The organism is Streptomyces hyaluromycini, assembly GCF_002217755.1.
Classification (GTDB): domain Bacteria; phylum Actinomycetota; class Actinomycetes; order Streptomycetales; family Streptomycetaceae; genus Streptomyces; species Streptomyces hyaluromycini.
In genome coordinates this window covers 224,659-239,377 of sequence record NZ_BCFL01000026.1, presented here as the reverse complement: position 1 = coordinate 239,377, position 14,719 = coordinate 224,659, and the positions used below count along the sequence as shown (strand labels likewise).

General features: G+C 71.6%; 17 protein-coding genes. 9 read left to right on the top strand and 8 right to left on the bottom strand.

Features of this window, described 5'->3' with window-relative positions; translation table 11 throughout:
• Positions 1-74 precede the first annotated feature (74 nt).
• A complete protein-coding gene (locus tag SSP29_RS35245) occupies positions 75-866 on the bottom strand; it encodes a COG4705 family protein (RefSeq protein ID WP_089104947.1) in 792 nt (263 codons plus the stop codon).
• A gap of 424 nt (positions 867-1,290) precedes the next feature.
• On the opposite strand from SSP29_RS35245, the gene SSP29_RS35240 reads away from it, so the two are divergent.
• The 3 genes from SSP29_RS35240 to SSP29_RS35230 are packed head-to-tail and all read left to right on the top strand — an operon-like array spanning position 1,291 to position 4,040.
• Entirely contained in the window at positions 1,291-1,959 is a 669-nt protein-coding gene (locus SSP29_RS35240) for a DedA family protein (protein ID WP_089104946.1), read from the top strand.
• Between the two features lie 45 nt (positions 1,960-2,004).
• Complete coding sequence (locus tag SSP29_RS35235; protein ID WP_089104945.1) at positions 2,005-2,667, top strand: response regulator transcription factor; 663 nt, start codon at positions 2,005-2,007, stop codon at positions 2,665-2,667.
• Positions 2,664-4,040, top strand: coding sequence for a sensor histidine kinase (locus SSP29_RS35230; protein ID WP_089104944.1), 1,377 nt, complete (start codon positions 2,664-2,666; stop codon positions 4,038-4,040). Before SSP29_RS35235 ends, SSP29_RS35230 begins: the two co-directional genes overlap by 4 nt.
• An 89-nt stretch (positions 4,041-4,129) precedes the next feature.
• On the opposite strand, the gene SSP29_RS35225 is transcribed toward SSP29_RS35230, so the two are convergent.
• Positions 4,130-5,407 carry a multidrug effflux MFS transporter gene (locus SSP29_RS35225; protein ID WP_089104943.1) on the bottom strand — a complete coding sequence of 426 codons (1,278 nt, stop codon included), beginning with the start codon at positions 5,405-5,407 and terminating at the stop codon, positions 4,130-4,132.
• A gap of 62 nt (positions 5,408-5,469) precedes the next feature.
• Between SSP29_RS35225 and SSP29_RS35220 the strand changes: the two genes are divergently transcribed.
• Together SSP29_RS35220 and SSP29_RS35215 are read left to right on the top strand one after the other, a co-directional pair.
• Complete coding sequence (locus tag SSP29_RS35220) at positions 5,470-5,991, top strand: MarR family winged helix-turn-helix transcriptional regulator (protein WP_089105064.1); 522 nt, start codon at positions 5,470-5,472, stop codon at positions 5,989-5,991.
• Between the two features lie 159 nt (positions 5,992-6,150).
• Entirely contained in the window at positions 6,151-6,783 is a 633-nt protein-coding gene (locus SSP29_RS35215) for a TetR/AcrR family transcriptional regulator (protein WP_089104942.1), read from the top strand.
• 37 nt (positions 6,784-6,820) lie between these two features.
• Here SSP29_RS35215 and SSP29_RS35210 read toward each other — a convergent pair whose 3' ends face one another.
• The gene (locus SSP29_RS35210; RefSeq protein WP_089104941.1) at positions 6,821-7,828 is read right to left on the bottom strand and encodes a zinc-dependent alcohol dehydrogenase family protein; all 1,008 of its coding nucleotides are present in this window, start codon (positions 7,826-7,828) and stop codon (positions 6,821-6,823) included.
• A gap of 117 nt (positions 7,829-7,945) precedes the next feature.
• On the bottom strand, positions 7,946-8,308 hold the full coding sequence (locus SSP29_RS35205; RefSeq protein WP_150135507.1) for an ArsR/SmtB family transcription factor: 363 nt from the start codon (positions 8,306-8,308) through the stop codon (positions 7,946-7,948).
• Between the two features lie 339 nt (positions 8,309-8,647).
• Here SSP29_RS35205 and SSP29_RS35200 point away from each other — a divergent pair, with 339 nt between their 5' ends.
• Positions 8,648-9,076, top strand: coding sequence for a VOC family protein (locus tag SSP29_RS35200; protein WP_089104940.1), 429 nt, complete (start codon positions 8,648-8,650; stop codon positions 9,074-9,076).
• 71 nt (positions 9,077-9,147) lie between these two features.
• Here the strand turns inward: SSP29_RS35200 and SSP29_RS35195 are convergent, their stop codons facing one another.
• From SSP29_RS35195 to SSP29_RS35185, 3 genes are all read right to left on the bottom strand, one after another.
• Complete coding sequence (locus tag SSP29_RS35195) at positions 9,148-9,570, bottom strand: tautomerase family protein (RefSeq protein ID WP_089104939.1); 423 nt, start codon at positions 9,568-9,570, stop codon at positions 9,148-9,150.
• Between the two features lie 133 nt (positions 9,571-9,703).
• On the bottom strand, positions 9,704-11,101 hold the full coding sequence (gene lpdA / locus SSP29_RS35190; RefSeq protein WP_089104938.1) for a dihydrolipoyl dehydrogenase: 1,398 nt from the start codon (positions 11,099-11,101) through the stop codon (positions 9,704-9,706).
• A gap of 66 nt (positions 11,102-11,167) precedes the next feature.
• Positions 11,168-11,866, bottom strand: a complete 699-nt coding sequence (locus SSP29_RS35185) for an SDR family oxidoreductase (RefSeq protein ID WP_089104937.1) — start codon at positions 11,864-11,866, stop codon at positions 11,168-11,170.
• 209 nt (positions 11,867-12,075) lie between these two features.
• On the opposite strand from SSP29_RS35185, the gene SSP29_RS35180 reads away from it, so the two are divergent.
• From SSP29_RS35180 to SSP29_RS35170, 3 genes are all read left to right on the top strand, one after another.
• Positions 12,076-12,576 carry a winged helix-turn-helix transcriptional regulator gene (locus tag SSP29_RS35180; RefSeq protein ID WP_089104936.1) on the top strand — a complete coding sequence of 167 codons (501 nt, stop codon included), beginning with the start codon at positions 12,076-12,078 and terminating at the stop codon, positions 12,574-12,576.
• Between the two features lie 107 nt (positions 12,577-12,683).
• The gene (locus SSP29_RS35175) at positions 12,684-13,190 is read left to right on the top strand and encodes an SRPBCC family protein (protein WP_089104935.1); all 507 of its coding nucleotides are present in this window, start codon (positions 12,684-12,686) and stop codon (positions 13,188-13,190) included.
• Positions 13,190-14,248: an LLM class flavin-dependent oxidoreductase gene (locus SSP29_RS35170; RefSeq protein WP_089104934.1), complete on the top strand. Its 1,059-nt coding sequence runs from the start codon at positions 13,190-13,192 to the stop codon at positions 14,246-14,248. The genes SSP29_RS35175 and SSP29_RS35170 overlap by 1 nt, the downstream gene beginning before the upstream one ends.
• 22 nt (positions 14,249-14,270) lie before the next feature.
• On the opposite strand, the gene SSP29_RS35165 is transcribed toward SSP29_RS35170, so the two are convergent.
• Entirely contained in the window at positions 14,271-14,561 is a 291-nt protein-coding gene (locus tag SSP29_RS35165) for a hypothetical protein (protein ID WP_089104933.1), read from the bottom strand.
• Between the last annotated feature and the right edge of the window lie 158 nt (positions 14,562-14,719).

The following is a 14,719-nucleotide window of genomic DNA, read 5'->3' as shown; positions in this document are numbered from 1 at the left end:
TCCCGCAATGGTATCGATGCGGTCCTGCGAGTCGCCGGAACATCGGCGCCAGGAGGCTGGGGCGTCGGTGCTTCTCAGGCCGCTTCGAGGCCGGTGGTGTCCCGGCGGGAGACGGCCAGGTAGCCGACGAAGCCGGCGATGGCGACCGTCCAGGCGAGGGTCACCGGTGCCAGCCCCAGGGCGAGCCCGCCCCGGCCGTGGCCGACCGCCATCCAGTCGGCGAGCGAGGCGCCGAGGGGACGGGTGATGACGTAGGCCGTCCAGAAGGCGGGTACGGCCTTCAGGACACCGCCGCGGTGGGCGATCGCGGGGACGCAGATCGCGACGGCGAAGAGGACCGCCGAGCCGAGGTAGCCGAGGCCGGCGGTGGCGGTCAGGTCGCCGGCGGCGGTGCCGAGGGCGAACGTGGCGAGGACGGCAGCCCAGTAGAAGATCTCACGGCGGCGGGTGCGGATGCCGTGGATGGACAGGGTCCGCTCGACGGCGTACCAGAGGGCGAAGACCGCGGTCAGCACGATGACGAAGAACGGGGTGGACAGCGTGTAGGGCACGCCGAGACCGACGTGCAGGACGTCGGCCGCCATGGTTCCGAACACGCTGACCATGACGACGGCGGTCCAGTAGACCCAGGCGATGTACCGGCGGACGGCGAACTGCACGGCCAGGGAGGCGGCGAGGGCGAGGCCGCCGAGACCGACGGCGGGTATCGGGCCGAGGACGTGGGCCAGCAGGTCCGAGGCGGTCTCGCCCATGCCGGTGGTGAGCACCTTGATGATCCAGAAGTATGCGGTCACTTCCGGCACCTTGTTCGCCATGGTGCGGAGGGGAACGCGGGAACGGTCGTCGAGGAGGTGCTCCGTGGTCATGAGCGGCACGATTTCACGCTGAGCTCCCGGCATCACAGATGTCTTTGCCAATGCTTTGGCGCCTCTGGTGCATGAGTTTCCGGTCCGCCTGCCCAACCTGAACGCAACCTGACTGCCTCGGCGAAGCCCCTGGTCAGGGTGGCCGAGCAGGTGATAGGAGGCACGTTCGCGTGCCGTGCGGGTGCCCCCGGCGGTTCGACGGCGCCTTCGGCCGAGGAGCCCGGGCCGGCGGCCGTTGTCCACGGCCGGGAGACTTCCACTACATTGCGTAGCGGCCTGCGTACGGCGAACCGTCCCGTCGGCCGCCCCGAAGCGGCGAGGGGACGAGCGGTCCCGGCGATCGTCTAGAGTTTCCCGCAGTGTCTACAATGATGTAGTCGCCCAGGTGTCCACGTGAAGCCGTCCGCCGGAAAGGGCCCCGTTCATGACCACTCCGATCCTCGCGACGTCACAGCTGGCCGTGAACGTGCTCGACGCCCATTCGCTGCTGGCGGCCTTCGGCGTGCTCGGCGTCGGGGCGGTGATGTTCGCCGAGACGGGACTGCTGGTCGGGTTCTTCCTGCCGGGCGACTCCCTGCTGTTCACCGCCGGCCTGCTGTGCACCGGCTCGGCGCAGGGGAGTCTGCACCTGTCCCTGGGACCGCTGCTGGTGGCGGCGGCCGTGGGTGCGCTGGCCGGGGCGCAGTGCGGATACCTGCTCGGGCGGAAGGCCGGCGGAGCACTGCTGGCACGCAGCCGCTCCCGGCGTCTGCACGAGGGTGTGAAGCGCGCCGAGGAATTCCTCGACCGGTACGGCCACGCGAAGGCCATCGTGCTGGCCCGCTTCGTGCCGGTGGTGCGGACGGTCCTCAATCCGATGGCGGGTGCGCTGGAGGTGCCGGTAAGGACGTTCACCCAGTGGCAGGTCGTCGGCGGACTCGTGTGGAGTGTCGGCCTCACCCTCGCGGGGTACGCGCTGGGCTCGTCGATCCCGAATGTCGACCGGTACCTGCTGCCGCTGGTGGCGCTGATCGTGCTCGTGTCGCTGATCCCCGTGCTCGCCGAGGTGTACCGGGGGAGGCGGGCCGCCGGGTCCGAGGAGGGACGCGGGTGATCGTCCCGGACTCGGGCCGTACGGCCGTTGCTCCGACGGAGGACCATGCGTCACAAGATCCTGGTCGTTGAGGACGATCACGCCCTGCGTGACGTGCTGCGCCGCGGGCTGGCCGACGAGGGGTTCGAGCCCGTGCCCGCCGCCGACGGTGCCACCGCCCTGCGGCTGGCCACCCACGCCATCGGCGCGGTGGTCCTGGACGTCGGACTGCCGGACGCGGACGGGCGGGACGTGTGCCAGGCGATGCGTGCCAACGGATTCTCGGCCCCGATCATCTTCCTGACGGCCCGCCACCACCTCACCGACCGGCTGTCCGGGTTCTCCGCGGGGGCCGACGACTACCTTCCCAAGCCGTTCCACCTCGCCGAACTCGTCGCGCGGCTGCGGGCGACGCTCAAACGGGCCGCCCCGACGACGGTGTCCACCGCCGGAGACCTGGTCCTGGACGCGACCCGGCACAGCGCGAGCGTCGGCGAGGCCCAGGTCGAGCTGTCCCCGACGGAGTTCCGCCTGCTGGCCACCCTGGTGGCCGCGGGAGGCGGCATCGTGAGCCGCCGCGACCTGGTCAGGGCCGCCTGGCCGGACGGCGCCCAGGTCAGCGACAACACCCTGGACCAGTACCTGAGCCGGCTGCGCCGCAAGCTCCGCGAGGCGGGCAGCGACCTGAGCCTGGGGACGGCGCGCGGGATCGGCCACCGGCTGGCATGAAAGGCTTCCTGCGGCACCTGGCCCCCCGCACACTGCGCGGCCGGCTCTCGCTCGTGGCGCTGACCACCGCGGCCCTCCTGATGACCGTCCTGACCGTGGCGTTCAACACCGTGCTGGACCGGCATCTGCAGCATCAGGCGGACGCGGAGCTGCGCAGCCGTGCGGACGCCGTCGCCACCACGGTGGACACCAGCGGCCCGCAGGTACGGGTCCTGGAGACCGTCAACGACCGGCTCCTCGACGCCAACGTCTGGATCTACACGGGGACACGTCTGCTGGAGAAGCCCCCGTCCACCGCCGCCGACAGCACCCTGACCAAGGCCGCCGCGCGGCTCGCCGTACGGGGCGACGGCGTCTGCACGACCGTGGCGGCCGGGCATCCCCGATCCGTCCGTCTGTGCGCCCGTTCCATGGCCGGGAGCCGCAGCACGGCGACGGTCGTCACCGCCCTGGACCTCGCCCCGTACCGCAACTCCGCGGCCGTCGTGCTGCTCGGTTCCCTGGTCCTGGACTCCGTCATGCTCGCGTGCACCTACGCGCTGACCCGGCTCGCCGTCGGGCGGGCGCTGCGTCCGGTGCGCACCATGACCGACCAGGCCACCGAGTGGAGCGCCGTGGGCTCCGACCAACGCTTCGGCGCGACCCACCATCCGGCCGAACTCGCACGCCTGGGCTCCTCGTTGGACTCGCTGCTGGACCGCATCCGTACCGTGCTGCGGCACGAGCGGCAGCTGACCGGGGAGCTGTCCCACGAACTGCGTACCCCGCTCACCCGGATCATCATCGAGCTGGACTGGTGGCGGGCCCGGCCGCGCTCCGCCGCCGAGACCCGCGCCACGCACGAGGTGATCGCCGAGGCCGCCCAGGCCATGCGCACCATCTGCGACACCCTGCTGGACGACGCCCGGGAGGGAGCCCACACCACCGCCACGGCCCCCGGCGCCACGGCCGTCGTGCCGGTCCTGTACCGGCTGGTCGACCGCCTCGGGACGCCGGAGCAGGTGGAAGCCGTCGTGGACGCGACGGTTCCGGAGCTGGCGGCGGGCGTCCGGCCGGCCCTTCTGGAACGCATCGTCAGCCCGCTCCTGACGAACGCGGTCAGGTACGCGCGCTCCACGGTGACGGTGTCCGCGCGACCGGTGCCCGGCGGTGTGCGGATCAGCGTCACCGACGACGGCCCCGGCGTGCCGGAGACGTTCGTGGGCGACCTCTTCCAGCCCGGTCGCCGGGCCGATCCGGAGGACGGGCACGACGGCGCGGGCCTCGGACTGCCGCTCGCCAGGCGCCTGGCCCGGGCCGTCGGCGGCGAGGTCTCGCACGATCCCGCCTACACCTCCGGAGCCCGCTTCCTGACCGACCTGCCCGCCGGGTGAACCACCGCGGGACCGCCGGACCGGTCCCGCGCCTCCGCGGTCGCGCCGAGCGGGCGGGTGAGGCCGTGGGCGACAAGGGCCTCCTGTCGCTACGCCGCCGGCACCGGCTCCCCGCGCCCTTCCCAGGGCCGGGCCAGCCCCACCAGCGCCAGCCCCGCCGCCGCCAGCGCGCTCAGCATGATGAGCGCCATCGGCCGGGAGCTGTCCTCCCCGAACACGCCCACCAGCGGTGCGGTCAGGGCCCCGAACAGGAACTGGAAGCCGCCCAGGAGCGCGGACGCCGCGCCCGGAGCCGTGCGGCCGACCGCCTGGCCGATGCTCATGGCGCTCGGGAAGACCAGGCCGATGCCACCGGCGGTCACGAACAGGGCGGCCCAGGTGCCCGCGAGGGTCTCGCCCACGGTCACCACCAGCAGGACCTGCGCCAGCGCGCCCAGCAGGGCGATCCCGACCCCGGCCGAGAGCAGGGTGTTCAGGCGGGTGCCGCGCCCGGCCAGGCGGGCGAAGCAGGCCCCGGCGGCCAGCATGGCGACGGCGTTGCCGGCGAAGATGAGGGAGTAGGTGGTCGAGGAGACGCCGTGCAGGTTCTCGAAGACGAAGCTGGAGCCGCTGATGTAGGCGAACATCGCGGCCGAGACGAGGGCGACCACCAGGACGTATCCCATGAACGCGCGACCGGCGAGCAGTGCGCCCATGGCCCGGAAGGTCCCGGCGAGTCCGCCGCCGTGGCGTCGCTCCGGCGGCAGCGACTCGGGCACCGCCCGTACGACGGCGAGCAGGAGCAGCACCCCGAGCACGGCCAGCACGGCGAAGACCGCCCGCCAGGTGGAGACGGCGAGGACGGCCCCGCCGAGCACCGGCGCGGCGATCGGCGCCACGCCGATCACCTGTGACAGCACCGCGAAGTAGCGCGGCAGTTCGGGTCCGTGGAACCGGTCGGTGAGGACGGCCCTGGCCAGCACCATGCCGGCCGCGCCCGCCACACCCTGCAGGAAGCGGGCACCGGTGAGGGCGGCGATGTCCGGGGCGGCGGCGCAGGCGACCGAGCAGAGGACGAATCCGGCCGACCCGGCCATGAGCAGCCGGCGCCGGCCGAGGCCGTCGCTGAGCGGGCCGATGACCAGCTGGCCGACGACGAGTCCGGCCAGGAACGCGGTCATCGTCAGCTGCACGGCCGAACTGCTCGCACCGAGCGCCTTCCCCAGCGCGGGGAAACCGGGGACGTACATGTCGGTGGCGAGCGGGGCGACGGCGGTCAGCGCGCCGAGCACGACGATGAGGGCGGTGGCCGTACGACCCGAAGGCGCAGGTCCGGCGGTGTCGGGGACGGCGTCGTCGCGGTTGCGCGAGGATGACGGAGCTACCATGGAAATAAAGGTAGCCGATAGTTCACCAGCTAACACACATGGAGAGCGAGAAGACGAGCCGCATGCCCTCCCCCAACCCCTCCGCCCCGTCCACTCCGTCCGCCGCGGACGTCGGCGCCCAGTGGGCGGCGCACAATCCCGGCCTGGACACCACCCCCATGGAGCTGGTCGGGCTGCTCAAGCACGCCACCGGTCTGCTCAGCCGCTCCGTCGAGCCCCTCTACGCGGGTGCTCCGCTCACCGCGCCGGAGGTCGACATGCTGATCCCCCTGCGGCACGCGACCGAGCCGTTCATCGCCCGGAGCCTCGCCGAGCGGCTGGGTCTCTCCCGCGCGGGGGTCAGCAAGACCCTCGGCAGACTGGAACAGCGCGGTTTCATCACCCGTACGCCCAACCCCGCCGACCGGCGCGCCGCGCTGGTCACCATCACCGAGGCCGGCGCGAAGGCGGTCGACGACCTCTTCCCCCGGCAGCTCTCCGTCGAGATCGGCCTGCTGGACGGCCTGGGCGAGGACCGCGAGTGGGTGACCGGGGCGCTGCGACGGCTGGTCGCCGTGATGGAGGCCCGCCTGGGCCTCGGCTGACACCCGGCCACGGGGGCCCCGGACCCGGGGGCCCCGGACCCGGGGGCCCCGGACCCGGGCAGGCGGTTCCTGCTGTAGGGGATGTTCCAATTAAAGTGGTCACTGCAGGGGCGGCCCGCCACCGGGGCCGCCGCGATCCCGTCCCCGAGAGGCGCAGAGATGACCGGGCCGCAGACGACGCGCAGGAAGCGTGCGAACGGGGTGGAGTCGCGCCAGCGCATCCTCGACGCCACCGTGGAGATCGCCGGCGAGCGCGGCTACGACGGCACCTCCATCGCGGCCGTCAGCGCCAAGTGCGGGCTGCCCGCCAGCTCGATCTACTGGCACTTCAAGGACAAGGACGACCTGATCGCCGCCGTCATCGAGCGCAGCTTCGAGACCTGGCTCAGGGCCGTCGAACTGCCCGGCGAGGACGCGGGCACCCCGCTGGAACGGGTCACCATGATGGCCGCGAACGTGGCCAGGTCCCTCGTCGCCGCCCCCGACTTCCTGCGCCTCGGCCTGATGCTCGCGCTGGAGCGCCGCCCCACCGAGCCCCGCGGCCGTACGGTCTTCCTCCAGGTCCGCGAGACCGCGCACCAGCGCATCGCCGAGATCGTCGCCACCCTGTTCCCGGCCCTGGCCGAGGACGTCGTGGACACCCTGACCACCTATGCCGTCGCCGGCGCCGACGGCCTGTTCGTGCACCGGGAGGTCACGGGCGACTCCGTCGACCTGGTGGCCCTGTTCGAACTGCACGCGCGGCTCATCCACGACGCCGCCGCCCGGATGGCGGCACCGGCGGAGCGCTGACGGACGGCGCGTCAACGCCCCGCGCGCGCATCCGGGCTCAGGACGCCGCACCCTCGTGGGTGACGGTGACGACGATCTTGCCGACCTGCTCGTTGGCCGCCATGTAGCGGTGCGCCTCGACGATGTCCGCGAGGTCGAAGGTGCGGTCGACGACGGGGTCGAAGGAACCCGAACTGAGGCCCGCGTTGACGAACGCGACCGCGCGGCGCAGCCGCTCGGGGTCCGTGGTGATCTCGAAGAGGGTGTACGTGCTGCTGGTCAGCGCCGGGAAGGACTGGGCGTTGGGCAGCGGGGTGGGGCGCGGGTCGAGGGCGCCGTAGACCACCAGGAAGCCGCCCGGGGCGATGCCCTGGGCGAGGGTCTCCACGCCGGGTCCCGCGACGGGGTCGAAGGCCAGGCGGACGCCCTCGCCGCCGGTGATCTCCTTGATCCGGGCGGGCAGGTCCTCCTCGTCGGTGACGATCACGTGGGCCGCGCCCGCGTCCAGGAGGCGCTGCTTCTTGCCTGGGCCGCGCGTGGTGGCGATCGGGATCGCGCCGACATGGCGGGCGATCTGGATGGCGGCGAGTCCGACGCTGCTGGAGGCCGCGGTGATCAGGACATGGTCACCGGGCCGTACCCGGCCGCTCTCGGCGAGGGGTCCGTAGGCGGTGATGTAGGCCATCCACACGGCCGCCGCCCGGACGGGGTCGACCTCGGCGGGGCGGGGCACGACCGCCGAGGCCGGGACGATGACATGGTCGCCGTAGGTGCCGTAGTCGGTCTGCAGGAACTGCGGTACGACCGCCACCGGGTCGCCCTCCGCGAGCCCGTCCACGCCTTCGCCGACCGCCTCGACCACACCGGCGGCCTCGTAGCCGAGCAGCGAGGGGTAGACCGGGTCGTAGAAGTAGGCGCCCTCGCGGAACATGATCTCGGCGCGGTTGAGGCCGATCGCGTCGACGCGGATCCGGACCTCCCCCGGGCCGGGCGCGCCGACCTCGACATCACGGAGGGTGAGGACCTCGGGTCCGCCGGTCCGGTCGAACTGAACGAGTCTTGCCATGGCGCATCCGTCCTAGGGGCAGGGATGGGAGAAGACGCGCCGGGTCGGCCCGGCGCCTCCACTCACCCTGCCCCAAGGTTCGATGGCCGTCAAATTTTGAGCGCGATCGAAATAAGGTCACCGGCCGTCTCGGGCTGCGTCCGCTTCCGCCTCCACGGCCGCGGCGGCCAGCACCGCGGAGAACAGCCCCGGAAACCGCAGCTCTATCTCGTCGGTGCGCAGCGTGTTCATCTTCGTCGTCCCGACGTAGTACTGCCGGATCACGCCGGCCTCGCGCAGCACGCTGAAGTGGTGCGTGAGCGTCGAGAGCGACACGGGCGCCACGAACGTCCCGCAGCTCAGGTCCTCCCCCGCGCGGGCCAGCTGCGACACCACCATCCGGCGCACCGGGTCCACCAGCGCCTCCAGCACCTGCTGGAGCGAGACCTCCGACAGCTCGGGGTGCTCCACGGTGCGGGCGGCGGTGCGGGGGCGGGCCACGGTGACTCCTCGGGGCGGCTGCTGAGCGGCTTCTGGGCGGTCAAGTCATAGTACGACCGCCATCGGAACCGCATTCGCCCCCGAAATCTTCCGCCGGACCGCTCGGCGGCCGCGGTCGTCCGGCGCAGCGGGCAAAGGCGTTGCCCCCGGTTCGCGACGGTCACTAAAGTCGGCGGGGTGACTGCCGGGTCGGCCATGGGCCATGCACGAGTGAGGTTCCCGGCCTCGGCGTGAGCCCGAGGCGGGCAAGAGGCCCGCCACCATCTCCGCGTCCTCGCCCCGGCGCCCGTATGCGGCGCCCGTCCCAGCGGATGTTCCGAGACCGGAGAGACCACACCGATGTCCCCTGACCAGCCACACCCGCACGTGTCCGAGCTGCCGTCGGCAGCCGTCCAGCTCAACCACACCGCCGTGTACGCCAGCAACCGGCAGCTTTCCGCCGGGTTCCTCGCCACGATCCTGGGCCTGGAGGTCGGCGCCCCGCTGGGGCCGTTCCTGCCCATGGACCTCGGCAACGGCGTGACGCTCGACTACTACGAGAAGCGCGACGAGCCGATCCAGTCGCAGCACTACGCCTTCCTCGTCCCCGAGGAGCGGTTCGACGGCATGATCAGCCGTCTGGAGACGGCTGGGGTCACCTACTACGCCGACCCGCACCACACCCGGCCCGGCCGGACCAACGGCCTGTTCGGCGGGCGCGGCGCCTACTTCGAGGACCCGGACGGCCACAACATGGAGATCATGACCCGGCCCTACGTCCGTCCGTAGCCTCCGGGCCCCGGCTCGTGGAACGGGTGTGCCCGTGCCGTCGCAACGACGGCACGGGCACACCCGGAGTGTCAGGCCTTGCCCAGCAACTCGCGTACGTGCTGGACGATTTCCTCGTTGGTGTAGGCGTGCCCGCCGATGCCCCAGCCGCCGGGAACCGCCTCGGTCAGGGCGACCCAGGTGCGCTCGGCGAGGGAGGGGTCGCCCGCGGCGGCGGCCACCAGTTCCGACAGCTCCTTCACCAGGCCGAGCTGCTGCTCCCTGTCGAGCGCGCCCGCGTTGGTGGTGACGGCGACGCGCACGTGGTCGTTGCCGCCGCCCGCGGTGGAGAACCCGTCGGCGTCCAGCTCGTGGACGAACGCGGCGGTGTTGTCCGAGAAGAACGGGATGGCCGGAACCTTCTCCCAGCGCATGATCGCCTGAGCGAGATCCTGGGCGAGAGCCTTGCGGTCCTTGATGAGCCCCTTGGCGGCGTACACGTCGATCATGGGCATGCGATGGATCCTCGCTTTGTCTGGCGTCGAACTCTTCGCATCGATCGTGTCCGGCGCCGGAGCACGGGAGATCCCGTGATGTGCGTAGTCCGGGTGCGTGGGATGCGTAGGCCGCGGGGGCCGGGGCGGCCCGTCAGAGGTTGATCATGTGGCCGGCGAGCCCGTGCAGGGCGTCCTGGACCGCCTCGCTCAGGGTCGGGTGGGCATGCACGTTCCGGGCGAGCTCGTGCACCGTGAGGTCCCATTTCTGGGCAAGCGTCAGCTCGGGCAGGAGCTCCGTCACATCCGGTCCGATCATGTGGCCGCCGATCAGTTCGCCGTACCGGGCGTCGCTCACGAGTTTCACGAACCCGACCGTGTCGCCGAAGCCGTGCGCCTTGGCGTTGGCCGTGAAGGGGAACTTCGCCACCCGCACGTCGAAGCCCTGGGCGCGGGCCTCGGCCTCGGTCCAGCCGAAGCTGGCGATCTGGGGCTGGCAGAACGTCGCGCGCGGGATCATGCGGTAGTCCAGCTCCATGGTCTCCGCGCCGGCGATGCTCTCCGCGGCGACGATGCCCATCGCCTCGGCGGTGTGCGCGAGCATCAGCTTCGCCGTGACGTCGCCGATGGCGTAGATGTGCGGCTGGCTGGTGCGGCAGTACCCGTCGATGTCGATCGCGCCGCGCTCGGTGAGCCGGACCCCGGTGCTGTTCAGCCCGTAGCCGGCCGTCCGCGGCTGGAAGCCGGTGGCCTGCAGGACCTTCTCCGCCTCCAGGACCTGCTCCGAGTCACCGGACCTGACCGTGACGCGGACGTTGTCCGCCGTCTCCTCGATGGACTGCACGGCGGTGGAGGTCAGGACCTGGATGCCCTGCCGCTTGAAGCGCCTGGTCAGCTCGGCCGAGACCTCCTCGTCCTCCAGCGGGGCGATCCGGTCCAGGAACTCCACCAGAGTGACCTCGACGCCGTAGGACCGCAGCAGACAGGCGAACTCGACGCCGATGGCCCCGGCACCCGCGATGACGATGCTCACCGGAAGGCTGTCGGAGAGGATCTGCTCCTCGTATGTGACGACGCGCCTGCCCAGCGACGTACCGGGCAGCAGTTTCACGGTCGAGCCGGTGGCGATGATGCAGGAGCGGAAGGAGAGCGTCGTCTCGCCGTCCTTCATGCGGACCTGCAGGGTGTGGGGGTCGAGGAAGGTGCCCTGCCCCTCGAACTGCTCGATCTTGTTCTTGCGCATGAGGTAGCCGACACCCTTGACGCGCCCGTCGGCCACCACCCGGCTGCGCTCGTAGGCGGCACGGTAGTCCAGGCCCACCTCCCCGCTGATCTTCACGCCGAACTTCTCCGCGTCGTGCAGGATCAGCTGGGCGACCTCGGCGTTGCGCAGCAGCGCCTTCGCCGGGATGCAGCCGATGTTCAGACAGACGCCACCCCAGAAGCGGCCTTCCACGATGGCCGTGCGCAGGCCCAGCTGGGCGGCGCGGATCGCGGCCACATAGCCGCCCGGCCCGGCTCCCAGGACGACGACGTCGAAGTCGGTCTGCATGGCTCCACCTCACCGTTGTGTCGAGTCGATCTGCTGACTCCACCGTCGCACGATCAGGTCGTACGATCAGCCGGTCGGGTAGATGAGATCGAGCGGGCCGGACAGTGCGGCGCGCACCCGGCGGGCCGTCTCGTCGACCAGGACCTCGGGCTCGTCGCGGGCGATCGCGTCCATGGTCTGCGCGGCCACCTCGGCCGCGTCCGTCTTCGGCTCGTCGACCCCCGCGGTGGCGCCGGTGTCCACCCAGCCGACGTGCACGCCGACGACCAGCGTCCCCTGCTCCCGCAGGGCGACCCGCAGCGCGTTGGTGACCGACCACTGCGCCGCCTTCGACGCGGCGTAGCTGGGGAACCGCTTCGTCGAGCGCCACGACGCCACGGACAGCATGTTCACCAGGGCACCCCCGCCGTTGGCGGCGAGCACCGGTGCGAAGGCCCGCGAGACGGCCCAGGTGCCCAGATAGTTCACCTCCAGCTCCTGCCGCGCGCCGTCCAGGGAGCCCTCCAGCAGGCTTGGCCCGGCCTGGATGCCCGCGTTGTTGATCACGATGGTCGCGTCCGACGCGGTCCGCGCGGCGGCCGCGATCTGCTCGGGGTCGGTGACGTCGAGACGCAGCGGTTCGAGACCCGGCTCGGCGAAGTCCTCCGGCCGCCGTACGCCCGCGTACACCTTGGCCGCGCCCCGGGCCAGCAGGGCGCGGCAGAACGCCACCCCGATCCCCCGGTTCGCTCCGGTCACCAGCGCGACCGATCCCTCGATCTTCATGGTCGGACACCTCGATTCACGGTTCACGGCCGCCCGGCGGACGGCCGGGCCCCCGCTTCATGCTGCGGCCTGGGCGGGCCGCTCACATCCCGTGGGGTTCGTGGTGCGGGCGGGCCGACGACTACGTGCCGGGAACACGTCCGGTCGCACGCCCTCGCAATCCGCACCAGTCAGCTGGGTTTCATCATGAGACTCGCTATCGTGGAGGCATGAAACGGACCTCGTTCGCCAAGTGGCCGTGCTCCATCGCACGGACCGTCGACCTGCTGGGTGACCACTGGACGCCGCTGGTGGTGCGGGAGGCGTTCTACGGGATCCGTCGTTTCGACGAGTTCCAGCAGGAACTGGGCATCGCCCGCAACACGTTGACCGACCGGCTGCGTCACCTGGTGGACGAGCGGATCCTGGAGAAGCGGCTGTACGAGGCCGAGCCGCCGCGCTACGACTACGTCCTCACGGAGAAAGGGCGGGACCTGTTCGCGGTGCTCGCGGCGATGTCCGCGTGGGGCGACCGGTGGCTGGCCGGGGAGCGGGGCGTGCCCGTGGTCTTCCACCACGAGGCCTGCGACCACGACACCACCGCCGAGGTCGTCTGCTCCCAGTGCCGTACGCCGCTGCGGTCCGAGGAGACCTCGATGCGGATGGGGCCCGGATATCCCGAGCGGCTCAGGCAGCGGCCGGACATCCGCCGGCGGTTCGGCACCGACTGAGCACCGCGTGGCTGCGTGACCGCGCAACCGCGTGACCTCTTGACAGGGTGAGTCTTATCTAGCAACCCTGGAGGTCAGACCCCTGGACGGCAAGGAGGCCGACGGTCTTGGAGTGGACGGGCGCGCGCTACGCGGACAAACCCACGATCGAGGTGCGGACCTGGATCGACGCCTCACCGGCCACGGTGTGGGCCCTGGTCAGTGACATCGAGCTGATGCCGGAGATGAGCGAGGAGCTCCGGTCCGTCTCCTGGCTGGACGGGGCCGCCGCTCCGGCGGTGGGGGCCAGGTTCGTCGGTCGCAGTGAGCACGAGGCGCTCGGGAAGTGGGAGACCACCTCCCATGTGATCGAGTGCGAGCCGGAGTCGGTGTTCGCCTGGGCGGTGGAGGATCCCGCCGACCCCTCCGCGGTCTGGCGGTTCCGGCTCGGTCCGAAGGACGGCGGGACCGAACTGTCGCAGTGGATGCAGCTGGGACCGGGGCGTTCCGGGCTGTCCCTCGCCATCGACCGGATGCCCGACAAGGAGCAGAAGATCGTGTTCGTACGGCTGCGGGAGTTCGAGCGTGGCATCACCGCCACCCTCGCGCAGATCAAGAAGCGGGCGGAGGCGTGATGCGGACGGCCACCACGATCGAGGCCTCTGGCGGCGAACACTGGTCACAGCAGAGCGACTTCGTGGTCGAGGCCGAGAAGCTGGGCCTGGATGTCTGCTGGGTCGCCGAGGCCTGGGGCTCCGACGCGCCCTCCGCGCTCGGCTACTACGCGGCGCTCACCGACCGGATGCTGCTGGGCTCCGGCGTCATGCAGCTCGGCACCCGGACCCCGACGGCGGTGGCCCAGACGGCCATCACCCTCTCCAACCTGTCCGGCGGGCGTTTCCTGCTCGGACTCGGTGCCTCCGGCCCGCAGGTGATCGAGGGGCTGCACGGCGTCTCCTTCGCCCGGCCGCTGCGGCGCATGCGCGAGACGGTGGAGATCGTACGGCGGGTGGTCGGCGGCGGCCGGCTCTCCTACTCCGGCGCGGAGTTCACCCTGCCGCTGCCGGGCGGTGAGGCCGTCCCGATGCGGCTGTCGATGCGCGCCGAGCACGACATCCCCGTCTACCTCGCCGCGCTCTCCCCGGCCATGCTGCGGCTGACCGGCGAGGCCGCCGACGGCTGGCTGGGCACCAGCTTCGTGCCCGAGGGCGCCGCCGACGCCTACTTCGCCCACCTCGACGAGGGCCTGGCCCGCAGCGGTCGTACCCGCGCGGACCTGGACGTCTGCCAGGGCGCCGAGGTCGCCTTCGCGGCCGACGAGGAGGCACTCGGCGCGATGGTCGCCGGGCGCAGGAAGGAACTGGCCTTCAGCCTCGGCGGGATGGGCTCGGCGTCCACCAACTTCTACAACAACGCCTACAGCCGCCAGGGCTGGGCCGAGGTCGCCGCCGAGGTGCGCGAACGCTGGCAGGCCGGCGACCGGGACGGCGCGGCCGGTCTGGTGACCGACGAGATGGTGCTCGGTACGACGCTGATCGGCACGGAGGCCATGGTGCGCGAGCGCCTCGCGGTCTGGCGCGACGCCGGCGTCGACACCGTCCGCCTCTACCCGGCCGGCGAGACCCTGGAGGACCGGCTCACCACGCTGGGGCGGGCGATCGAGCTGGTCCACGAGGTCGACCGGACCGGCTGAACCCGGGTGACGGCGTGTCGGGTCACTTGAGGGCGTCGCTTCGCGCCGGCTCCTCGCGCTGCTGTGTGTGCCGCTCGTTCCAGAGGTCGGCAAGCTCGCCCAGCGCGCTGGTGACGCGGCCCAGTTCCCAGAGCAGGTAGCCGGCGGCCGCGGCGAACGGGATCCACACACCCCAGTGGAAGACCAGAACCGGCATGTACACCAGGCCGACCAGGACGAGGAACTTGACCAGGATCTCGGCCGCGTACGTCTGTCTGCGTGCGACAACGGCGTGCTCTCCGCGGCCGTGGATCCACTGGAGGCGCGATCTCATGACTGCTCCCTCGGGCTCTGGGCGCACACACTGCTCGAACAGGCCGCCGCCGACTGACAGTTGACAGTTTCGGGGCGCGTCGAGCCCGGAGCCAGGGCCACCTGAGGACTTCCGCACATCTCCATATGATCATCGCGAACGGTGGACCGGATTCCGGA